Source organism: Micromonospora palythoicola (genome assembly GCF_036689795.1).
Classification (GTDB): Bacteria; Actinomycetota; Actinomycetes; order Mycobacteriales; family Micromonosporaceae; genus Micromonospora; species Micromonospora palythoicola.
Genome location: NZ_JBAGKI010000003.1, coordinates 130,763 through 152,050, shown reverse-complemented (window position 1 = coordinate 152,050; position 21,288 = coordinate 130,763). Strand labels below are relative to the sequence as shown.

At 73.7% G+C, this 21,288-nt stretch carries 17 protein-coding genes; 12 read left to right on the top strand and 5 right to left on the bottom strand.

The window, feature by feature from the left end; translation table 11 throughout:
* Positions 1-41: 41 nt before the first annotated feature.
* From V5O40_RS02695 to V5O40_RS02665, 7 genes are all read left to right on the top strand, one after another.
* A complete protein-coding gene (locus V5O40_RS02695) occupies positions 42-974 on the top strand; it encodes an ABC transporter ATP-binding protein (RefSeq protein ID WP_332903959.1) in 933 nt (310 codons plus the stop codon).
* Entirely contained in the window at positions 971-1,693 is a 723-nt protein-coding gene (locus V5O40_RS02690) for an ABC transporter ATP-binding protein (RefSeq protein WP_332903958.1), read from the top strand. Before V5O40_RS02695 ends, V5O40_RS02690 begins: the two co-directional genes overlap by 4 nt.
* 7 nt (positions 1,694-1,700) lie before the next feature.
* Positions 1,701-4,871 carry an FtsX-like permease family protein gene (locus tag V5O40_RS02685; protein ID WP_332903957.1) on the top strand — a complete coding sequence of 1,057 codons (3,171 nt, stop codon included), beginning with the start codon at positions 1,701-1,703 and terminating at the stop codon, positions 4,869-4,871.
* A complete protein-coding gene (locus tag V5O40_RS02680) occupies positions 4,868-7,621 on the top strand; it encodes an FtsX-like permease family protein (RefSeq protein ID WP_332903956.1) in 2,754 nt (917 codons plus the stop codon). The genes V5O40_RS02685 and V5O40_RS02680 overlap by 4 nt, the downstream gene beginning before the upstream one ends.
* Positions 7,622-8,061: 440 nt before the next feature.
* On the top strand, positions 8,062-8,616 hold the full coding sequence (locus V5O40_RS02675; RefSeq protein ID WP_332903955.1) for an RNA polymerase sigma factor: 555 nt from the start codon (positions 8,062-8,064) through the stop codon (positions 8,614-8,616).
* Positions 8,613-9,680 (top strand): hypothetical protein, encoded by a 1,068-nt coding sequence (locus tag V5O40_RS02670; protein ID WP_332903954.1) that lies wholly within the window; start codon positions 8,613-8,615, stop codon positions 9,678-9,680. The genes V5O40_RS02675 and V5O40_RS02670 overlap by 4 nt, the downstream gene beginning before the upstream one ends.
* Before the next feature lie 159 nt (positions 9,681-9,839).
* A complete protein-coding gene (locus tag V5O40_RS02665; RefSeq protein WP_332903953.1) occupies positions 9,840-10,139 on the top strand; it encodes a putative quinol monooxygenase in 300 nt (99 codons plus the stop codon).
* A 31-nt stretch (positions 10,140-10,170) separates the two neighbouring features.
* Here the strand turns inward: V5O40_RS02665 and V5O40_RS02660 are convergent, their stop codons facing one another.
* A complete protein-coding gene (locus V5O40_RS02660) occupies positions 10,171-10,725 on the bottom strand; it encodes a dihydrofolate reductase family protein (protein WP_332903952.1) in 555 nt (184 codons plus the stop codon).
* Positions 10,726-10,757: 32 nt separating this feature from the next.
* On the bottom strand, positions 10,758-11,663 hold the full coding sequence (locus tag V5O40_RS02655) for an oxidoreductase (RefSeq protein WP_332903951.1): 906 nt from the start codon (positions 11,661-11,663) through the stop codon (positions 10,758-10,760).
* Between the two features lie 132 nt (positions 11,664-11,795).
* Here V5O40_RS02655 and V5O40_RS02650 point away from each other — a divergent pair, with 132 nt between their 5' ends.
* Positions 11,796-12,722, top strand: coding sequence for a helix-turn-helix transcriptional regulator (locus V5O40_RS02650; RefSeq protein ID WP_332903950.1), 927 nt, complete (start codon positions 11,796-11,798; stop codon positions 12,720-12,722).
* A gap of 219 nt (positions 12,723-12,941) precedes the next feature.
* Here the strand turns inward: V5O40_RS02650 and V5O40_RS02645 are convergent, their stop codons facing one another.
* Positions 12,942-15,350, bottom strand: coding sequence for an ABC transporter permease (locus V5O40_RS02645; protein WP_332903949.1), 2,409 nt, complete (start codon positions 15,348-15,350; stop codon positions 12,942-12,944).
* Positions 15,344-16,105 carry an ABC transporter ATP-binding protein gene (locus V5O40_RS02640; protein WP_332903948.1) on the bottom strand — a complete coding sequence of 254 codons (762 nt, stop codon included), beginning with the start codon at positions 16,103-16,105 and terminating at the stop codon, positions 15,344-15,346. The genes V5O40_RS02645 and V5O40_RS02640 overlap by 7 nt, the downstream gene beginning before the upstream one ends.
* A gap of 169 nt (positions 16,106-16,274) precedes the next feature.
* Between V5O40_RS02640 and V5O40_RS02635 the strand changes: the two genes are divergently transcribed.
* The 4 genes from V5O40_RS02635 to V5O40_RS02620 all read left to right on the top strand — a co-directional run bounded on the left by V5O40_RS02635 (position 16,275) and on the right by V5O40_RS02620 (position 20,084).
* On the top strand, positions 16,275-17,432 hold the full coding sequence (locus V5O40_RS02635; RefSeq protein WP_332903947.1) for a sensor histidine kinase: 1,158 nt from the start codon (positions 16,275-16,277) through the stop codon (positions 17,430-17,432).
* Positions 17,429-18,097, top strand: a complete 669-nt coding sequence (locus V5O40_RS02630) for a response regulator transcription factor (RefSeq protein WP_332903946.1) — start codon at positions 17,429-17,431, stop codon at positions 18,095-18,097. The genes V5O40_RS02635 and V5O40_RS02630 overlap by 4 nt, the downstream gene beginning before the upstream one ends.
* Before the next feature lie 186 nt (positions 18,098-18,283).
* Positions 18,284-19,735 carry an endo-1,4-beta-xylanase gene (locus tag V5O40_RS02625; RefSeq protein WP_408631818.1) on the top strand — a complete coding sequence of 484 codons (1,452 nt, stop codon included), beginning with the start codon at positions 18,284-18,286 and terminating at the stop codon, positions 19,733-19,735.
* Between the two features lie 166 nt (positions 19,736-19,901).
* A complete protein-coding gene (locus V5O40_RS02620; protein WP_164447963.1) occupies positions 19,902-20,084 on the top strand; it encodes an antitoxin in 183 nt (60 codons plus the stop codon).
* 172 nt (positions 20,085-20,256) lie between these two features.
* Here the strand turns inward: V5O40_RS02620 and V5O40_RS02615 are convergent, their stop codons facing one another.
* Positions 20,257-21,135 (bottom strand): hypothetical protein, encoded by an 879-nt coding sequence (locus V5O40_RS02615; RefSeq protein ID WP_332903944.1) that lies wholly within the window; start codon positions 21,133-21,135, stop codon positions 20,257-20,259.
* Positions 21,136-21,288: the final 153 nt, after the last annotated feature.

Genomic DNA, 21,288 nt, shown 5'->3' with positions numbered 1-21,288 from the left:
AGGCTGGCTCGACGCCGGCCCGACCCGGACGGAGGGAAGGAATGGTCAGCACACCGCTGTCCCTGCCGCGGTCGTCCGCGCGCGCTCCCGAGTTCGGCCGGGACGCGCTCATCGTCTGCGAGAACCTGGTGCGGATCTACCAGACCGGTTCGATCGAGGTGCAGGCACTGCAGGGACTGGACCTGGCCGTGGCCGGCGGTGAGCTGGTCGCCGTCGTCGGTGCCTCCGGGTCGGGCAAGTCGACACTGCTCTCGATCCTGGCCGGCATCGACGCCCCCACCGCCGGGCGGGTCCGGGTAGACCGGTGGAACCTGCTGACGATGTCCCGCGCGGATCGGGTGCAGTACCGGCGGCGCACCGTCGGGTTCGTGCGGCAGCAGACGGCGAGCAACCTGATCCCGTACCTGACCGCGCGGGAGATGGTGGACCTGCCGATGACGGCGGCCCGTACCGCGAAGCGGGAGCGCCGGGAGCGCGCCGCCGAACTGCTGGACAGCCTCGGTGTCGCCGACTGCGCCGATCGGCGCCCCGGGCAACTGTCCGGGGGGCAGCAGATGCGGGTCGCGATCGCGGTGGCGCTGGCCAACCAGCCGCGGATCCTGCTCGCCGACGAGCCGACCGGCGAGTTGGACGCCGCCACGTCCGCGGAGGTGTTCGGCGTGCTCCGGGAGGTCAACCGGCGGTACGGCGTCACCGTCGTGGTGGTGACCCACGACCCGGCGGTCAGCGGCCAGGTCGAACGGACCGTCGCGATCCGGGACGGACGCACCAGCAGCGAGGTGCTGCGCCGCACCACCACCGACGCGCAGGGCGACACCCAGGTGATCGCCGAGGAGTACGCCGTGATGGACCGGGCCGGGCGGGTGCAGGTGCCCCGCGACTTCCGTCAGGCGTTGGCGCTGACCCGGCGGGTCCGGCTGGCCCTGGAACCCGACCACATCACGATCCGCCCCGACTCGGGAAGCGACGGATGAGCGGCGAGCCGCTGCTGCGCGTGCGCGACGTGCACCGGCGCTTCCGCACCGGGCCGACCGTCGTACACGCCCTGCGCGGCGTGTCGTTCGACGTGGCCGCCGGCTCCATGGTGGCGCTCGTCGGCCGCTCCGGCTCGGGCAAGACCACCCTGCTCAACACCGTCGGCGGCCTCGATCGCCCGGACGCCGGCACGGTGCACGTCGACGGCACCGACGTCACCGCCCTCGACGAGGACGGCCTGTCCCGGTTACGACGCGAGAAGGTGTCCTACGTCTTCCAGAGCTTCGGGTTGATCCCGGTGCTGTCGGCCGCGGAGAACGTCGCCGCCCCGCTGCGGCTGGCCCGCGTCGCCCCGGCCGAGCGGGACCGCCGGGTCGAGTTGCTGCTGGATCTCGTCGGCCTGGCCGACCACGCCCGGCAGCGACCGGCCGAGCTGTCCGGCGGCCAGCAGCAGCGGGTGGCGATCGCCCGCGCGCTGGCCGCCTCGCCCCGGCTCCTGGTCGCCGACGAGCCCACCGGGCAACTGGACGCCGAGACCGGCCTGTCGGTGATGGCCCTGCTGCGCGGAGTGGTCGAATCCGAAGGCGTCACCGCGCTCGTGTCCACCCACGACCCGGTGATGATGGCACTGGCCGACCGGGTGATCCGCATCGACGACGGGCAGCTCAGCGACGAGACACCCGGACAACCGCCCGAGTCCGTGCCGGACGCCAGGTGACGTGCCGATGCTGAGGCTGGTCATCCGGCGCGCCCGCGCGCAGTGGCCGTTGCTGGCGGCCCTCGTCGGCATCGTCACGGTCGGCGCGACCCTGCTGGGCACCTGCACCCTGCTGAGCACCCGCACCACCGAGCGTGCGCTGGAGGTCGCGATGGCCCGCGCCGCGCCCGCCGCCGTCGACGTGACCGTCTACACCGGCACGGTCGAGGGCCGGGACACCCGGTCCGTCGCCGCCGACACCCGAACCGCCGTGGCCGCCGCGCTCGCCCCGTTCCCGGTGACCACCACCGCGCGGGCGTCGACGGTGCTGCGGGCGCTGCCGCCCGCGCTCGCCCCCGGCACCACCGTCCCGGCGCAGGCGTACCTGTCGGGGCTGGACGACCTGCCGACCCGAGCCGAGTTGGTCACCGGGCGTTGGCCACGCGACCGTGGTGACGCCGTGCTGTTGGAGTCCACCGCCCAGCTGCTCGGCCTCACCCCCGGTCGGCGGGTGCGCCTCGGCGCCGAGCTGGCGCACGCGCCCGTCCCGGCCATCGAGGTGACGGTCGTCGGTGTGGTCCGACCGCTGCCCGGACGCGGCTGGGACCGCGACCCGCTGGCGGCGGCCGGGTCCGCCACCGGTCACCAGGACGGTCGATTCCGGCAGCCGGTGAACGCCTACGGCCCGTTCCTCGTCGACCTCGCCGACCTGGTCACCACGGGCGCCACCGTCGACCGGATGGAGGTGACCGCCCACCCGGACCTGTCCCGGGCCAACCGCCGTGACCTGGAGACCGTGGCCGGGGCCGTCCGCGGTGCCGACCGTCGGTTGGCCGCCGCCCTCGGCGACCGCGTCCGGCTCGCCCGGGTCGCCTCCGACCTGCCGCAGACCCTGCGCTCCGCCGACGACCAGCGGCACGTCACCGCCGCCGTCGTGCTCGCCGTCGCCGTCCTCGGCGGTGTCCTGACCGCGACGGCACTGGTCCTCGCCGGCCGGCTGACCGCCGGCGTGCGCGCCGACGAGACCGCGCTGCGGTCCGCCCTCGGCACCAGTCGCCGCCAACTCGCCGCCACCGCGACGCTCGATGCCGTCGTCGTCGCCGCCGTGGCCGCCGCGCTCGCGATACCGGCCTCGTCGGCCGTGCACGCCGGCCTGACCCACCTGCCGCCGCTGGACGGCGCCGGGCTGACCGCCCGGCCGGCCATCACCGGTGTCCAGGTCCTCGCGGTGGCCGGCGGCGCGCTGGTCCTCGCCGCCGTCCTCACCGTGCTGGCGATCCGGCCCGGCCCGGCGCCCGACGCCCGACGCACCCGCCGCGACCTGCTGGCCCGGTCCGGCACCGACCTGCTGCTCGCGGTGTTCGCCGCCGCCGGCTGGTGGCAGCTGTACGCGCAGCCCACCGCCGCCAGCCCGCGCGCCGACGTGGTCCGGGTACTCGCGCCGGCGCTGCTGCTCACCGCGGGCGCCGCGCTGGCGCTGCGGGTCGTGCTGCCCGCCCTGCGCGGCGTCGACCGGTTGGCGTACCGCGCCCGTGGGCTGGCGCTCACGCTGGCGGTCGCCGAGGCCGCCCGCCGGCCCCAGGCGGTCGCCGCCGGGCTACTCGTCGGGCTGGCCTGCGCGGCCGGCACCTTCGGCCTCGCCTTCGACACCACGTGGCAGCAGTCGCAGCGCGACCAGGCCGCGCTCTCCGTCGGCACCGACCTGGCACTCGCCCTCAGCACGGCGCCGGCGCCCGGAGAGGGCGCGGTCGTCGGCGCGGCCACCGAGGGGACGGTGAGTCCGGCCCTCGACCGGGGCACCGCGGTCGGTCAGTGGCTCGGCACCGCCGGCGACGCGCCGCGCCTGGTCGCCCTCGACACCAGCCGCGCCCACGCGCTGCTGCGCGGCCGGCTCGACGGTGACCGCACCTGGCCGGACGTGGCGGCGCTGCTCGCCCCACCGACCCGCGTCACCGGCGTCGCCGTTCCGGCCGGAGCCCCGCTCGTGCTGACCGGAACCGCGACCGGCGACACCGCCCTCGCCGTGACGCCCCGGCTGCTGCTGCAGGACGCCACCGGCCTGCGCATACCCTGTACCGGTCCCCCCGTGCCACTCGACGGCCGGGCGCACCGGTTGCCCGAGTGCGCGACCGCCGACGGACTGCGCCTCGTCGCGGTGTCCCTGCCGGTCGAGGCCGGACCGGATGCCGGGTACGGAGTCGGTGGCCGCGCCGCCGTCGCCGTCACTCTCACCATGCCGGCGGCCGGATCGACGGTGGCATCGGACTGGACCGCCACGTCGGTGTCGCCGGTGCCGAGCACGGTGCGCGACCCGACCGTCGGGCTCTCGGCCACGTCGGCGGGGACCGCGCTGCGGATGGCGGCGACCGTCGACCTCGGCAGCGTCGCGTACGCCGCCCCCAACCTCGTCGCCACCGCCTTCCCGGTCCCCGGCCCGGTGCCCGTCGCCGTCTCCGCCCGCTTCGCCAGCGAGGTCGGTGCCGACATCGGCAGCCGGCTCAGCGTCACGGTCGGCACCACGCCCGTCCCGATCGTCGTCACCGAGGTCGTGCCGACCGTGCCGTCCGCCCCCGGTGCCGTGGCCGTCCTGGCCGACCTGGACCTGTTGTCCCGCGCCCGCGCGGTCACCGGCGACCTGACGTTCCCGGTCGACGCCTGGTGGGTCGGTGACCCGGCCGGACCCGGTGCCGCCGACCGGGCCGCCGCCCTGCACCTGGGCACCGTCACGACCCGCGAGGCGGAGACCGCCCGGCTCACCGGTGGCCCGCTGCACGCCGGGCTGCCGGCCGCGCTGCGGCTCGTCGTGCCGGCCGCGGCCCTGCTGCTGCTCACCGGCGTCGTCCTGCACGTCACCTGCGACCTGCAGGCCCGCGCCGTGGAGGTGGCGCGGCTACGCGGCCTGGGGATGTCCCGCCGCGGCATCCGGGCCGTGCTGATCGGCCAGCACGTCGGCGTCCTCCTGCCCCTGCTCGCGGCGGGCACGGCCGTCGGCGCGCTCGCCACCCGCGTCGTCGCTCCCCTGCTCGTACGCTCCGACTCCGGTGCCGCACCCGTGCCGGCCGCCCAGCCGCACTGGCCGTGGCCGGCCGAGGCCGCGCTGCTGGCCGTGCTGCTGGCCGGGTCCCTGCTGGCGGTCGCCGTGGTGGTGGTCGTCCAGGTCCGCCGGGCCGACGCCGCGCACCTGCGGGTGGCGCCGTGAACCGGTGGCTGACCCGCCGGTGGCCGGCGCCGCACTGGCCCAGCGTCCGTGGCCGGGGCCGCGCCGACGCCGGGCCGCTGCTGCTCACCGCCGCCGTCATCGCGTCCGTCGCGCTGCTCGCCGGGGCCGTGCCGGCGCTGCTCCGGATCGCCGCCGACGACGCCGTCCAGGACACGGTCCGCCGCGCCAGCCACGACTCGAACGTCCTCGTCCACGCCAACTGGGAACGCGACGACGGTCCGACCGGCGGGCGGATCCGGATGCCCCGCCTGGCCGAGGACGTCGACAACTTCCGCGCCCGGGCCGCGTACGCGCTCGGAACCGACCTCGACGCGGCGCTGCTTCCGCCCATCGCCGTTGTCACCGGCCCGAGCCTCACCATCACCGACGGCGACCAACCGCGTACCCTCCAGGTCACCTACCTGGCCGGTGACCTCGGCGGCCCGGACGTGACCTGGATCGCCGGCGACGCGCCCGGCCCCACCGCACCCGGACGGTCCGTCGAGATCCCCCGCGACGGACCGCCCTGGCCGGTACAGATCGGCCTCTCCGAGACCGACGCCGCCGCCCTGGGCCTCGGCCCCGGCGATCGGATTCCGGTCCGGGACGGTCAGGGCCGCGACAAGGACGTCCGGATCAGCGGGATCTACCGACCCGCGGACAGCGCCGACCCCGCCTGGCGACTCGCCCCGGCCCTGCTGCGGCCGGTGCCCGGCGCCGACGGCGTGGGCACCACCCGGATCGCGGGACTGCTGTCGCGTGAGTCGCTGCCGGACGCCCGGCTCGCCTTCGACGAGGACCAGCTGCGGCGCACCGTCCACTTCGCCCCCGAACCCGACGCGCTCGCCTGGGCCGCCACCGCGACCCTCGCCAGGCAGGTGGTCACGCTCAAGGCGACCTCCGGCTCTTCCGGCGTCCGCGACCAGTCCCTGAAATGGGAATCACGGCTCGACACCGTCCTGCGCGACGCCCGTAACCAGATCAGTGCCGCCTCGGCACAGGCCGCCGTCCTGCTGGCCGGGCTCCTCACCGGCACGGTGTTGGTGCTGCTGCTCGCCGCCGAGCTGCTGGTCCGCCGGCGTACCGCCGTGCTGAGCGCCGCCCGGCAGCGGGGGGCGGCGCTACCCGACCTCGGTGCGGAACTGCTCATCGAGTCCACCCTGGTGTCCCTGTCGTCCGCCGCCGTCGGGCTCGCGCTCGCCCGTGCGGTCGCTCCCGGCGTCTCCTGGACCTGGACCGTTCCCGTGGTGCTGGCCGGTGCTGTCGCCGGGCCGATCTTCGGCACCCTCGCCGCCGCCCGCGCCAGCCGCGACCGGCGTCAACCCGCCAACCGTGCCGCGCGCCGCCGGATCCTGGCCATCGGTCGGTTGCGCCGCGCCGCCGTGGAGATCGCTGCGCTGACCACCGCGGTCGCCGCCGTCGTCACCCTGCACCAGCGCGGGCTGCCGCCCGCCGACGGCGACACCGGTGAGCTGACCGGCGACCTGGTCCTACCGGTCAGCGCCGTGGCGCTGGGCGTGCTCGCCGGCACGCTCGTCCTGCTGCGGCTGCTGCCCGCCGGAGTGCGGCTCACGCTCCGACTGGCCCTGCGCTCGCGCCGCCCGCTGGCCGTGTTCGGCGCCGCCCGGGCGGCCGCCACGGCCGGACGCGCACTGCCGTTGCTGGCACTCGTCAGTGCCACGGCGCTCGCGTCGTTCGCGCTCGTCGTCGGCACCAGCGTCGCCCGGGGTCTGACCGACGGCGCGTGGAGCACCGTCGGCGCCGACGCCCGCCTCGACGTCGACACCGACGCCGACGCCGCGACGCCGGCGCTCGCCGAGCGCATCGCCGGCGCACCCGGGGTGGAGCAGGTCGTCGTCGCGCAGGTGACCGACTCGGCACCTGTCTTCACCGAAGACGCTCTGCTCACCCCACGCCTGGTCGTCGTGGACGCCGCCGCGTTCCAGCGCCTGTTGGCCGCCACCCCGCTGCCCGACGCGCCGGCGCTGGCCCGGCTCACAGAACCCCGTCCCGACCCCCTGGACGTTCCGGCTCTGGTCCGTTCGAGCAGCGGCGACCTGCGGACCGGCATGCGGCTGCGGCTGGCCCGGGACGACGCCCCGGCGATCGGTCTCGCCGCGGTCGGCGCCGCTCCCGCCGTCGGCGGCGCCGCCGACGTCGTCATCGTGGACGCCTCGGCTCTCGCCGACGCGGGGCTGCCCGCCGTTCCCAACACCGTCTGGGCGACCGGGCCCGGCGCGGCGCGGGCCGTGTCGACCAGCGGCGTCTCCGCCGATGTGGTGCTCCGCGCGGACGTCCTGCGGGCACAGCGGGTGGCTCCGCTGACCGCAGGGATCTCCCGGCTGGCGTGGACGGTCGCCGCGGTGCTGGTGGCACTGGGGCTGCTCGGCCTCGCGCTCGCCGCCGCCGCCGGTGCGTCGGAGCGGTGGCAGACCCTGACCCGACTGCGGACCCTCGGCCTGCGGCAACGCGACGCCCGCTGGGTCGCCGCGGGCGAACTGCTGCCGCCGGTCGTGGTCGCCGCGTGCTGCGGCCCGCTGCTCGGGGCCCTGCTCGCCCACCTGACCCTCGGCCCGCTCCAGCTACGGCTGCTCACCGGGCAGGCCGCCGACCCGGCGGCGGTCCTGCCGTGGTGGCTGCTCGGCCTGGTGAGCGCGGCGCTGCTGGCGACGGCCGCCGTGGTCGTACCCGTCGAGTCGGCGCTGCGGCGACGCGACCGGCTGAGCGAGGTACTGCGTGCCGGTGACTGACCGGCCGGCCACGGTTCCGACCGTCGACTTCCAGCGCCGGTCGAGGTGCGTTCGTCGCCGGGGCCGAGGAGTCGCCGCACCTCGCTGGTGACCTCTGGAGAGGCGATCGGTGCCCAGGCGGCGAAGAGCGAGCGGAAGTAGTCGCCGTGGGCCTCAGCGGTGGCCGGATCCTGCTCGATGACGTCGAGTTCGTTGACGATGCTGAGATCCACGAAGGGTCGCATCTGGTCGGCTTCCAGGTGCCAGGTCTGGTCAGCGAGGCGGTCGTGGACCCGGCACAGATGGGCGTGGAGCGTGCCGCCCGGATGCGGGATCGTCTCGGCTCCCCGCTGCCGGCTCGGGCACACCGGCGGTGGAGTCGACGTCGGTCGGGCGTCGGGTGGGTTCGGCCGACCGTATCGTGGTGTCACGATGAGCCTGGTGCCGGACATACAGAGAACGTGAGCTCTGAGGACCGGTTCCGGCGCGTCTACGCCGGCAACTTCGAAGCGCTTCTCGCGTACGCCGCACGTCGGGTCCAACAGCCGGAGGACGCCGCCGACGTGGTCGCGGAAACCTTCCTGGTGGCGTGGCGGCGCAGCGCCGACCTGCCCCGCGACGATGAGGTCCGGCTGTGGTTGTACGGAGTGGCCCGCCGGGTGTTGGCGAACCATCACCGCAGCGGGATCCGCCGGGAGCGGTTGGGTGAGCGGCTCCGGCAGTGCCTGGCCGCGTTCGCCACAGCCGATCCCGGCGACGAGGTGCCGCAGCGACTCGCGGTGCGGGCCGCGCTGAGTCGACTGAACGACACGGACCGGGAGATGTTGCTGCTCGTCGCCTGGGAGGGCCTGCGGCCCCGGGAGGCGGCGAAGGTGGTCGGGGTGAGCGCCACCGCGGCCCGCACCCGACTGTCGCGGGCACGGGCCCGGCTGCGCGAACTCGTCGGTGACGACCCTGACGCGCCCGGACATGTACTCGACGTCCTGGCCGTACCCGTCCCGGAGGAGGGCAGATGACCGACGAACACCTCGACCGCCTGGTCCGCGACGTCGACCCCTATCGACCTGAGATCATCCAGCGCCTCGCCGGGGCGGATGAGCATCTCCTGGAGGAGATCATGTCCACCCCGAAACCCGAAACGGTGCCGGCGAGACCGCCACGCCGTACCCTCGTCCGTCGACTCGCCGGTCCCGCGGCCGCCGCGGCGACCGTGGCCGGCATCATCGTCGCCTCGTCGGTCTGGTCCACACCGCCCGACGACCGGTACGCCGGACCGACCGGCCTGCCCGACGTGGGCGCGGCCGCGATCAGCGGGCGGGAACTCGACCTGAAGGCCGCGCAGCAGCACCCGCGTCTGCTGATCGACGAGCCGGGCTGGACCGCGACGAGCGTCTACGGGTTCGCCGAGGAGAGCGGCACCATCGAGTTTCGCCACGGCGACCGCAGCCTGGAGATGAACTGGTACCCGGACGAGCAGTACCAGGACTACTACGACGACCGGCTGCGGGTCAGCAGACCGGAGGCGACCACCGTGGCGGACCGACCGGCCAACGTCTTCACCTACAGCGGGAACGACATGTCGGCCATGCTCGAACCGCGGGACGGCACGTTCGTCGAGGTGCGCACCGGGGGCAACTGGACGCGGGCCGGCTTCGACGGGGTCCTCACCCACGTGATCAAGGTGGATGCCGAGTCGTTCCTCGAGGCGCTGCCGCCGGAGATCGTCACGCCCGGCGACGTCCGGGAGGAAGCCGCCAGGATTCTCGCCGACCTGCCGTCCCCGCCGGGCTTCGACGTGTCGGTACTGGACAACGCCGGGGCCAACGACCCGTACCAGTTCGGCGCCGCGGTGGCCGGCCGGGTCACCTGCGACTGGATCGCCCAGTGGATCCGGGCCGACTCGGCCGGCGACACCCAGGCGGTCGAGCAGGCGGCGGCCGCGTTGCGCAGCAGCCACCGGTGGAAGGTGCTGCACGACATGAACGACGAGGGCGACTACCCGGAGGTCGTCTGGGAGATCGCCGACCAGGTCGCCGACGGCGATGTTCCCAGTGGATACCAGGAGAGTCTGGGCTGCTGACCCGGGGGCACCGGCTGGTTGCGCGGCCTCCGGCCGGTGCCACACCTGACCGGACGCCACGGCAGCACCAGCCCCCACACGACGACCACGAACACGTAACCTCCGAGGGTCGATCGCGCTCACACGTGAACGCGGCCTCTCGACCGACAGGGAGCGGTTGTGCCGTACGGATACATCGCATCGATGAAGAGCACGCCGGGCCACCGCGACGAGGTGGTGGACATCCTGCTACGCGGCGTCGAGGGGCTGCGACCGATCGGATGCCGGTCGTACGTCGTGAGCGTCTCGGACACCGATGACGTCACGATCTGGGTGAGCGAGGTGTGGGAGAGCAAGGAGCAGCACGACGCGTCCCTCCAGCTTCCCGAGACCAGGGCTGCGATCAACAAGGCCATGCCCATGCTCACCGGCGAGTTCACCGGGCAGGAGGTCACCGTCGTGGGCGGTCTCGGCGTGTGACCTCGCGGAGCTGCCGGCTCAGGCCGGTGGTTCAGCGTGCGCGGCGGTAGTGCATGGCCACCGCACCGTTGCGCATCGGCTCCGCGGAGAGCAGTTCGAGCCGGCGCGTGCCGGGCAGCCCGCCCTGGTACAGCGTCGGGCCGTGACCGACGATCATGGGCTGGACGAGCAGTTGGTACTCGTCGATCAGGTCCAGCCGGTCGAGCTCGGTCGCGAGCTTGCCACTTCCGAGCAGGACTCCGTCCGGGGTCGCGTCCTTGAGCCTCCGCACGCCCTCACCCAGATCACCGGCGATGTGGTGGCTGTTCGCCCACGGGAAGTCCTGACGCGTCGACGAGACCACGTACTTCGGCTTGGCCTCCAGCTTGACCGCCCACTCTCGGATGGCCGGCGGCGCCTCCTCGTCGCGGGCGACGGCCGGCCAGGAGCCCTCCATCAGCTCGTAGGTGACGCGACCCCACAGCATCGCCCCGCTCTCGTCCATCAGACGGGTGAAGAAGGCGTGCGTCTCGTCGTCGGCGATGCCCTCCTGATGGTCGACGCAACCATCCAGGGTCACGTTGAGGCTGAAGGTGAGAAGTCCCATGACCGCCGACTCTAACGCCCACCACCGCGTCGTCAGAGGTAGGTGATTCCGGTCAGGTCCTCGGCGGCCGCCCACAGCCGCTTGCCGACGGCCGGGTCGGCGGCCTCCCGGCTGAACCGGGCCTCGGTGACCCGGCCCCGCGTCTCCCAGAGCCCGGACGGGCCGAAGAACTGGCCGCCGCGTACACCGGGCTCGGTCGCGGCGCGCAACTGCGGCAGCGCGCCGCGCTGCACCGGCTGGGTTGCCAACAGCCCGCCCCAGGCGATCATCCGCCCGAACCGGCCGCGGTGCTCCCAGGCACGCGGAGTCAGGTTGGTACGGGTGAGACCGGGGTGGGCCAGCGCGCTGACGATCGGCGCTCCGACGGCGCGCAGGCGGCGGTCCAGTTCGACGCCGAAGATCGTGGTGGCGAGCTTGGACCGGCCGTAGGCGGTGGCTGCCCGGTAATCGCGTTCGAACATCAGGTCAGCGAAGTCCAGGTGCGCGTTCTTGTGGGTGATGGAGCTGAGACTGACCACGCGGGCTTCCCGCGCCGCAGCCAGGTTGCCGAGCAGCAGACCGGTCAGCGCGAAGTGGCCCAGCATGTTGGTGGCGAGGTGCAGCTCGAATCCGTCGGCGGAGGTGCGGCGCGGACCGAGCAGCACCACACCGGCGTTGTTGACCAGCAGGTCGATCGCCGGGTGGTCGCCGGCCATCTTCGCCGCGAAGGCCCGCACGGAGGCGAGGCAGGCCAGGTCCAGCTCGCGGACCTCGACGTCGCCGCCGACCCGGCGGGCGGCCTCCCCGCCGGCGCGGGTGTTGCGTACGGCGAGCACGACGTGGGCGCCGTGGCGGGCCAGTTCGGTGGCGGTGACCAGGCCGAGTCCCGAGTTCGCGCCGGTCACGACGGCGACCCGACCGTGCTGGTCGGGGATACGGTCGGTGCTCCATCCGGTCATCTGCTGCTCCTGTAGGTGTCGGCGAGCTGGGGCCATCGACGTTAGGAGCGATCCGGGACGGTTCGATCGTTCTCGGTTGCCTGGGTCTGCCGGACCTACCTTCGGCGGTCCGGGCCACGGCACACTTGCGGCATGACAGGTCCCCGTCCGTACGCTCGGGAGCTCGGCGACTTCCTACGCGCTCGGCGTGGCCGGCTGCGTCCCCACGACGTCGGCCTGGAGCCGGGCGGCCGGCGCAAGGTCACCGGGCTGCGGCGCGAGGAGCTGGCCCTGCTGGCCGGGCTGAGCACCGACTACTACCAGCGGATCGAGCAAGGCCGGGAGGTACGCCCGTCCGACGACGTCCTGGACGCCCTCGCCGGCGCGCTCAGTCTCGACCACAAGGAACGCCGGCACCTGTTCACCCTGGCCCACGCCGCCCGCCGACCCACGCCCGCCCGCGTGAACCGCGATCCGGAGCGGGTACCGGAGGGCACCCGACGCCTGCTGCGGGTGATGGACACCCCTGCGGTCATCCTCGGCCGGCATCTCGACCTGCTCGACTGGAACCCGATGGCGCAGGCGCTCCTCGGCGACCCGGACGCCTACCCGGCCGACCGGCTCAACATGCTCCTGCTGCTGTTCGACGACACGCTGACCGGCGAGCGTAGCTGCCCGGACTGGGAGCAGCAGGCGCTGGACTACATCGGCATGATGCGTACCGCCGTCGCCACCGACCCCAGCCACCCACGCGCCACCGCGATCGTCGGCGAACTGAGCATCCGCAGCGCCGAGTTCCGGCGGCTGTGGGCGCGGCACGACGTACGCGAGTCGGTGAGCGGCACCAAGACCTTCCGGGTCCCCGAGGTGGGCGACATCGTCCTGGACTGGGACACCTATCCCCTACCGGGAAACCCCGGCCCCGCCATGCTCGTCTTCACCGCCGAGCCCGGCAGCGCCGACGCGGACCGGTTACACCTCCTGGCATCGCTGTACGCGACCCGCTCAGCGCCCACCGACACACACTCCGGCCGAACGTTCAGGGACGCCGCCGACCCCACCCTGAACGGGACCGCCTAGGGCCTGTGTCGAAGTCCTCGGTCGAGCCGAGGCGGAAGCCAGGCGGCGGTCCGGCAAGGCGGGAATCGGTCCGGATACCGGTGTTGTATCCGGACCGATTCCCAACGCAGTCGGTCGTCGCCTGGGCCCGCCGCAGGCCGGCCAGGGACTTCGACACAGGCCCTAGCCCTGCCCGCTACCGCGGGGCGGCGTTCTCGGCCTCCTTGAGCACGGCCAGTCTCAACCACGAGGTGAATGGCGCAGTGACCGCCAGGTCGGCAGCGCGCTCGCCAGCGCCGCAAGCAGCAGGCACAGGCCCACCACCCCGCCGACCACCGACCACGGCACCACCAGGTCGACCGGTACACCGGCCTGCTCGGCGAGCCCGGCACGGATGCTCAGCAGACCGACGAACGCGACAGCACCGCCGAGCAGCGCGCCGATCAGCACCACCAGGGCGGACTCCGCCGTGACCAGCCAGATGACCTGCCTGCGGGTCGCTCCGACGAGCCGGATCAGCCGCAGGTCGGGCACCCGACCGGCAGCGGCCATCAGCAGCGTGTTCGCCACCGCGACGGCCCCGTAGCCGGCCGAGACACCGATCAGCAGCAGCGTGGCGAGCCAGACGAGACGGTCCTCCGCACGGTCCGCCTCCGCCGCCCACCCGGGAACGTCGAGGATCCGCGCTCCGGCCGGAGGATCGATCCGCTCCCGGACGTACACCGCGGAGGAGAGCGCCGAGGGGTCGTGCTCCCGCACCACGGACCGCGGCAGCAGCAGGTCGCCCGGGATCGATTCGTCGGTGACGACGGCGACCACGCGCAACGACACCAGCTCCCCGTCGGCGAAGACCAGCGCGTACGGTTCGGTTGGCTGCCGGTTCGCCGAAGCGGTGAGCACCACCGTGTCGTCGCCGCTGAGGTCGCCGAGGGAACCGGCGACGACGGTGAGCGCGCGGTTCGCGGCGGCGAAGCCCGCCGGGTCCACGCCGAGTGCGGTCAGTGGCCGGTTCTCCGGCGGCGCGCTCGGGTCGCTCACGAAGACCGTCGTCGGTAGCAGGGCGGTTCCTCCGGTCGCCGCGACGGCCTGGTCCGACAGGCCGGGTGCGCGGTCGGGCACGACGAGCCAGCCGGCGTTCACGTTGTCGACCCGGCCCGCCGCGTAGGCGGCCGTCGTGGTCCGCACCATGCCGGAGACCAGCACCGCGAACGCCACCGTGAGCAGCACCGGGGCGGCGATCGAGGCCGTCCGCCGGGTCGCGGTCAACGCCCCGGCCCGGACCAGCATGCCGATCGCACCGCCCCGCGGACGCACCGGCACCCGCAGCATCCGCACCACCGGGCCGACGACCGCCGGAGCGAGCACCGCGACACCGGCCACCAGGGCCATCACCGCGTAGAGGGCGAGCGTGGCGGCGCTGCGGGCGTCGTCGGACGTGGCGGTACCGAGGCTGAGGGCGACCCCCACCGCGACGAGCAGTGCCCCGGTGGCGACCCGTAGCCGTCCGATCGGCCGCTGCTCCACGGCCGCCTCACGCAACGCCTCCAGCGGGCGGACGCGTGCCGCTCGACGCGACGCCGACCATACGGCCAGCAGCGCGATCACCGGCCCGGCGGCGAGCGACACCGCGACCGGCCAGGGCTCGTAGCGGACCCGGAAGGTGGCCGGCTGGAATCCGGCGTCGACAAGCAGTCGACCCAGCACCGGCGCGAGCGCCGCACCGACCAGCAGCCCGGCGAGCCCGGCCGTGACACCGACGACGAGTGCCTCGACGTACACCATGCGGCGGACCTGACGACCCGTGGCGCCGACGGCGCGCAACAGACCCAGCTCGCGGCGGCGTTGCGCGACCGTGAAGGCGAAGGCGGAGGCGACCACGAAGACCGTGACGAAGCCGGCGAGGGCCGCCGTGGCGGTGAGCACCTGCATGCCGATCCAGCGGGTGCGGGCGTCATCCCGAGGTTCCAACGCGCCGCGTTCGTCGCCGGTCAGCGCCCGGCCGTCGCCGCCGACGACGCCGCTAGCCGCCGCGGCGACGTCCTCGGCATCGGCGCCCGGCGCGACCAGCAGACCGATGGCCCGGACGCCGGGGGCGAGCGCGGCGGCGACCTCGTCCGCGACGTAGACGCCGGGCGCGTCGACCAGACCGGTGACGGTGTACGACTGCGGCCCTGCCGCCGTGAGCAGGGTGACCGGCCCGCCGGGAGGCAGCCCGAGCGCACGGTCGACGACCACCTCGCCGGCCTGCCGCGGTGGCTCGCCGGCGGTGAGACGGAATCCACCCAGCCGGGCGCTGGACCAGCCGTGCCCCTGGTGGGCGTCCTCTCGCCGGCCAGCGGTGGGAGGGGGCCGGCCGTCGACAAGCGCCTGAGCGTAGAAGGTCCGGTCCGGTACCGCGGCCGTGACACCCGGCACCTCGGTCAGCCTGCTGGTGAGCTCCGCCGCCCGGGCGGCCGACCAGGGCCGGGTTGGCGCGAACGATTCGGCCGGCGCACCGGCCTCCGGGCTCTGGACGACGACTGCCGCGTACGCCAGCCGGTCGGGCACCTGCGGGCGTCCGGAGGCGAGCAGCAGGGTGGCCGCCGCGACAAGTGCCACGCCGACGGCGACGACCACGAACGCGCTCACCGACCGTCGGACGCTCAGCACGGCCGCTCCCCGGTTCCCGCCGGAGCCGTCTCCTGCTCGGTGATCCGCGCGGCGACGACCGCGGCGGTGATCCCGCCGTTCAGCTCGTCGACGATGCGGCCATCGGCGAGCAACAGGACCCGATCGGCGTACGCGGCGGCGATCGGATCGTGGGTCACCATCACCACGGTCTGCCGGTGGTCGTCGACGAGTGCGCGCAGCAGCCGAAGGATCTGCCGGGACGCCGCGCTGTCCAGTGCCCCGGTCGGTTCGTCGGCGAAGACCACCGCCGGACGGGTGATCAACGCCCGGGCCACGGCGACGCGTTGCTGCTCGCCGCCGGACAGCTCGCTCGGTCGGTGCCCGGCCCGGTCGGCCAGTCCGACGGCGTCGAGCGCGGCGGTGACGTCCCGGGCCGGGGGACGCCGCCCGGCCAGACGCAGCGGCAACTCGACGTTCTGCGCCGCGGTCAGCGTGGACACCAGGTTGAACGCCTGGAACACGAAGCCGATCCGCTCGCGGCGCAGCCGAGTCACCTGGTCCTCGCCCAGCTCGTCCAGGCGCCGGCCGTCGATGGTCACGGTCCCCTCGGTGGGCCTGTCCAACCCGGCGGCGCAGTGCAACAGGGTGGACTTGCCCGAGCCCGACGGGCCCATCACCGCGGTGAACGTGCCGCTGGCGAAGCTGGTCGTCACGTCGTCGAGCGCGGTCACCCGGCGTGCGCCGGTGCCGTACCTGGCGCTCAACCCGGTCAGGGTCACCGTCTGTGTGGTCATGACGGCCAGGGTGCCGGCTCCGGCGGGTGCCGGGCGTCGTGCCGGAGCGGACACTTTCCGGTCCGCCCGGGAGCGGATCCGGGATCCCGGAACGACCCGGACGTCCTGCCGGAGGATGACCACCCGCGGGTGGACGCGTCCGGTCCGGGGGGCCGATACGCTCGGGCAGGTGACCGCCTTCCAACTGACCCGGCGGCTCCGGCCGGCGGAACTGGCCACCGTGGACGTGGTACTCGCCGTGGCGGTCGGCGGGCTGCTCGGCCCGTACGCGGCGTTGGAATCGCCGCTGCGTGGTGGCGTGCACGAGCCGCTGTGGCTGTCGGTGCTCGTCGGGATGGCCCTCGGGCTGCCGCTGGGCGTCCGGCGCCGGTGGCCGATCACGGTCGCCGTCGTGATCAGCTGTGTCGCCGCCGTCGCCCTGGTCAGCGGAGTGGTTCCCAACTACGCCGCCGCCGCGCCCGGGCTCGCCGTCGGTCTGTCCGTCTACACGGTGGCCGTGTCGACGGGCACGCACCGGTCGGTGCTCTGCGTCGCCGGTTGTCTCGCGCTGGTGAGCGTCGCCCTGATGTTCACCGAGAGTGATCTGTGGTCGCGGACCGGCGCGGTCGGCTACGCCGCCGTCATGATCGTGCCTGCCGGGATGATCGGCTGGCTGGTCCGGGAGCGCCGTGCCCTCGCCGTTCGTCAGGGCGAGCACCTGGTCCGCCAGGCCGCCGCCGAGGAGCGGCTACGGGTGGCCAGGGAACTGCACGACGTGGTCGCGCACACGCTCAGCCTCATCGTGGTGAAGGCGGCCGTCGCCAACCACGTCGCCGAGGCCGACCCGCGTGAGGCGGGAGCCGCCCTGCGGGTGATCGAGGAGACCGGTCGCAACGCGTTGACCGACGTCCGCCGGGTGCTCGGTGTCCTGCGCGAGGACACCCCGTACGCCCCGCAACCCGGGCTGGACGAGTTGCCCGCGCTCGCCCGGCAGGCCGCGATCGGCGGTGTCGAGGTACGTCTCGACGTGCGACGGGAGGAACCGGCCGAAGCGGTGCCGGAGTCGGTGGGTCTGGCGGTGTACCGGATCGTGCAGGAGGCGGTGACGAACGTGGTGAAGCACGCGGCGCCGGCCACCTGCCGGGCGACGGTGATCGTCACCCCTGGCGAGGTCAGGGTCGAGGTGATCGATGACGGCCGCCGGTCGGTCGCCACCGTCGGTGAGGGACACGGGATCGTCGGCATGCGGGAACGGGTGGCAATGCACGGCGGCGAGTTCCACGCCGGTCCACGCTCCGGCGGCGGCTTCGTGGTGACGGCCGGGCTGCCCTACCGGGTGAGCGCGTGATCCGGGTGCTGATCGCCGACGACCAGGCGCTGCTGCGTGGCAGTTTCCGGCTGTTGGTCGATTCGACACCGGACCTCGTCACCGTCGCCGAGGCGGACACCGGCGCAGCGGCCGTGGCGCTGTCGGCCGAGCACCGGCCGGACGTGGTGCTGATGGACGTGCGGATGCCGGAGATGGACGGCATCGAGGCGACCCGACGGATCTGCGGCGACCCGACGGGCGCCGGCACCCGGGTCGTCATCCTCACCACCTTCGACCTGGACGAGTACGTGTACGGGGCACTGCGCGCCGGAGCCAGCGGGTTCCTGCTCAAGGACACCCCGCCGACGGATCTGCTGGCCGGCATCCGGGTGGTGGCCGCCGGCGAAGGGCTGCTCGCGCCGACGGTGACCCGCCGGCTGATCGACGAGTTCGCGCGTCGACCCGAGCCGGCCCGGCCGCTGCCGCGACGGCTGGAGGCGGTGACCGAGCGGGAACGGGAAGTGCTCACGCTCATCGCCCGCGGGCTGTCCAACGCGGAACTGGCCGCCTACCTCAGTCTCAGCCCGGCCACCGTGAAGACGCACGTCGGACGGTTGTTGACCAAACTGGCGGTACGTGATCGGGCGCAACTGGTCATCGTCGCCTACGAAACGGGCCTGGTGCGGCCGAGCGGCCCACGCTGAGAAGATTTCCGGAATGTTTCCGGAAGTTGTTGACAGTGCGGCCGGTCGATATCGAGACTGACCGTCCGGGGCATGCACCCACGTCGATCGATGACGTCCGGCACCAAGGAGGGACCCGTGCACAGCGACCTGCGGCACCGTAGAAAGGTTGCTCGAACAGCTCTGCCGACGGCGGTGCTGTTGCTGATGGGCAGCGCTGTGGTGGTTCAGTCCAGCGCCCCGGCCGCGGCCGCCGAGACCACGCTGCGGGCCGCAGCCGCCAAGGCCGGGCTGTTCTTCGGCGTCGCCGCCTCACCCAACCGGCTCTACCCGATCGTCGGGCAGGAGTTCAGCCAACTGACGCCCGAGAACGACATGAAGCCGGACCGGATCGCCACCTCCAGCGGCGGGCTGCAGAACACCAGCGGCGCGGACACCTTGGTCAACCACGCCCAGAGCAACAACATGCTGGTCCGCGGCCACACGCTGGTCTGGCACTCGCAGGCCGGCGCGTTGCAGGGTGCCAGCCAGGCGACACTGAACACCTTCATCGGCAACGCCATCAACCGCTGGGGCAGCAGGATCGCCTACTGGGACGTCGTCAACGAGGCGTTGGAGGACAACAACACCGGCCGGCGGCGCAACCAGTGGCCGCACACCATGAACCGGGACGCCAACGGCGACGGTGACTTCTTCGACGCCGGAGACACCGACGTCATCCGGGATTCCTTCATCCGGGCCAAGCAGGTCGTGCAGGCCGGCGGGCTGACCACCAAGCTCTGCATCAACGACTACGACGTCGACGGCCTGACGGTCCAGGGCGGCACCCCGAACCGCAAGGCCAACGCCCTGTACGACATCGTCCGCAACTACCGGCAGTACATCGACTGCGTCGGGTTCCAGGCACACTTCAACGACAACCCGAACAGCATCATCACCGACGACCTGCAGGCCAACATCCAGCGCTTCGCCGACCTCGGCGTCGAGGTGCACATCACCGAGCTGGACATCGACGACGACCTGAGCAACAACGACATCGGAGCGGGGCAGGCGGAGAACTACCGCAAGGTCGTCCGGGCCTGTCTGAACGTCGCACAGTGCACCGGCATCACCGTCTGGGGCATCTCCGACAGCGAGTCGTGGCGTTCCTCGGAGCGGGGCCTGCTGTTCACCGGCGGCAACGGCAGCTACCAGAAGAAGGCCGCCTACCACGCGGTCCTCGACGAGCTGAACAAGGGCCGCAACCCCACCCCGCCGCCGACCACACCGCCGGTGACGCCGTCCGTCCCGCCGACCACGCCGCCGGTCGATCCGACCACGCCACCGCCGCCGACCACCCCACCCCCGCCGACCACGCCGCCGCCGACCACCGGGTGCTCCGCGACGGTGTCGCTGAACTCGTGGACCGGTGGCTTCGTCGCCACCGTGCGGGTCACCGCCGGTACCGCGCCGATCAGTGGATGGAGCGTCCAACTCACCCTGCCCTCCGGGGTCACCGTCACCAACGCCTGGAACGCCGACCGCTCCGGCAACAGCGGCACCGTGCGGTTCAGCAACGTCAGCTACAACGGCTCGGTGAACGCCGGCCAGTCCACCGAGTTCGGCTTCCAGGGCGTCGGGACCGCCACCGGCCTGACCCCGGTGTGCACCGCCGCCTGAGCACCACCTGGGCTGGACGGCCGGCGTACCGGCCGTCCAGCCCAGGCGAGGCGGTGGTGACCACAGCGATGCTGGCGCGGCCGGGGTGTCGCGTCCGGCCTGCCGGCGTTTGCGGCGGCGCGCCGAGGGAACCCGACGAAGGTATCCCCGGAACAGGAGGACCATCGTGGGCGACTTCATGAACAAGGCCAAGGACTTCGCGGACAAGCACGACAAGCAGGTCGACCAGGGGCTGGAGCGGGCCGGTGACATGGCCGACAAGCGCACCGGCGGCAAGTACGACCAGCACATCGACAAGGGCGTGGACCAGGCCCAGGCGCGTACCGGCGAGGGCGACCAGGTGCGCTGACGGCAACGCCGATCCCGGGTCGCCCGCGAAGGGTGACCCGGGATCCGGATTTCCGGCGGTCGGGCCAGGTCGTCGACGCCGACCGTCGGCGGCAGGACCTGACGCGGTGCGGGTGGATGGCCGCGACCGGCTGGTGCGGCGACGGGGAACCGGGCGCGGAACGCCACCGGGCTCAGTCGGCCTGGTCCGCCACCTCCAGCGCCGCCCGGTAGCCGACGTGCTGGACGACGATGTCCACGTCGAGCGCGGACTGCACCGCCCGGGTGACGTCCTGCCGGACCGTCGCGAGCGCCTTGGTGCCGAGGTCGGTCAACCAGGCGCGCAGCACCAGCAGACGAAGTTCCGAGGCGGCCAGTTCGGCCACCTCCAGCCGACCTGCCTGCTCCGCGCGGGCCAGCAGGCGCTCGGCGAGCAGTGCCGGCGCGTCGATTTCGCGGTCGACGAGGCACAGCACCAGCCGGTGCTGTTCCATCCGCGCGGCCAGCGCGTCGGCGACCAGCACCACCCCCGCTGACGCCCAGTGCCGTACCACCGGGTTGTGCCGGCTCACCGCCGCCATCAGTGGGCTCAGCTCCTGCCCGTCGGCCTGACGGCGCAGTTCGAGCAGGTAACTGGCGGTGAGTGCCTGGAGCCGGCGTTGCGCACGCTGCACCGGGTTGAGGGCGGCCACCCGCCGTACTCCCCCGGACAGTGGACGCAGGGACCGCAACGCCCGCTTGGGCGAGTCCTCGAACTCATCCACCACATCCTGCTCCAGCTCGGCGCGCTCCTCGGCGGTGAGCGCCTCGCCGGCGAGGAACTCGGCGAACGCGACCGTCTCCGCCAGGTGGCCACGGGTCAGCCGGTATCCCCGGGCAGCCGCGACGACCGTGGCCGCCTCCGTGGGATCGAGCGACACGTCGCCACCGGGAAAACCGCTCGCCTGCTCCAGCCAGTGCTCGGTGGCCAGTGGGGTACCGGCCCACCGGCGGGCGGCGTCACCGCGGGCCTGCTCGGCGTCGAACATCGGTGTCGCGCCACCTGCGGGCGCGGCGCTGACCTGGGTGGACATTGGTGACCTCCGAAGGCCGGTGGGGTGGGATGTGCCGGACCGGGCGGCCCGCACATCCCGCATTCGCCGGCCACCCGCTGCCCGGTTCCCGGCACGGATGGGGAACCGGTCCGTGCCGCCACGGCGAAACCCGGCTGTCGTGACCCCCGCCTG

What these genes read in the sequence shown, in the direction of transcription:
- V5O40_RS02695 (WP_332903959.1), top strand. Translation starts at nt 42, where the DNA reads ATGGTCAGCACACCGCTGTCCCTGCCGCGGTCGTCCGCGCGCGCTCCC.
- V5O40_RS02690 (WP_332903958.1), top strand. Translation starts at nt 971, where the DNA reads ATGAGCGGCGAGCCGCTGCTGCGCGTGCGCGACGTGCACCGGCGCTTC.
- V5O40_RS02685 (WP_332903957.1), top strand. Translation starts at nt 1,701, where the DNA reads ATGCTGAGGCTGGTCATCCGGCGCGCCCGCGCGCAGTGGCCGTTGCTG.
- V5O40_RS02670 (WP_332903954.1), top strand. Translation starts at nt 8,613, where the DNA reads ATGACCGACGAACACCTCGACCGCCTGGTCCGCGACGTCGACCCCTAT.
- V5O40_RS02660 (WP_332903952.1), bottom strand. Translation starts at nt 10,725, where the DNA reads ATGGGACTTCTCACCTTCAGCCTCAACGTGACCCTGGATGGTTGCGTC.
- V5O40_RS02655 (WP_332903951.1), bottom strand. Translation starts at nt 11,663, where the DNA reads ATGACCGGATGGAGCACCGACCGTATCCCCGACCAGCACGGTCGGGTC.
- V5O40_RS02650 (WP_332903950.1), top strand. Translation starts at nt 11,796, where the DNA reads ATGACAGGTCCCCGTCCGTACGCTCGGGAGCTCGGCGACTTCCTACGC.
- V5O40_RS02640 (WP_332903948.1), bottom strand. Translation starts at nt 16,105, where the DNA reads ATGACCACACAGACGGTGACCCTGACCGGGTTGAGCGCCAGGTACGGC.
- V5O40_RS02625 (WP_408631818.1), top strand. Translation starts at nt 18,284, where the DNA reads ATGGGCAGCGCTGTGGTGGTTCAGTCCAGCGCCCCGGCCGCGGCCGCC.
- V5O40_RS02615 (WP_332903944.1), bottom strand. Translation starts at nt 21,135, where the DNA reads ATGTCCACCCAGGTCAGCGCCGCGCCCGCAGGTGGCGCGACACCGATG.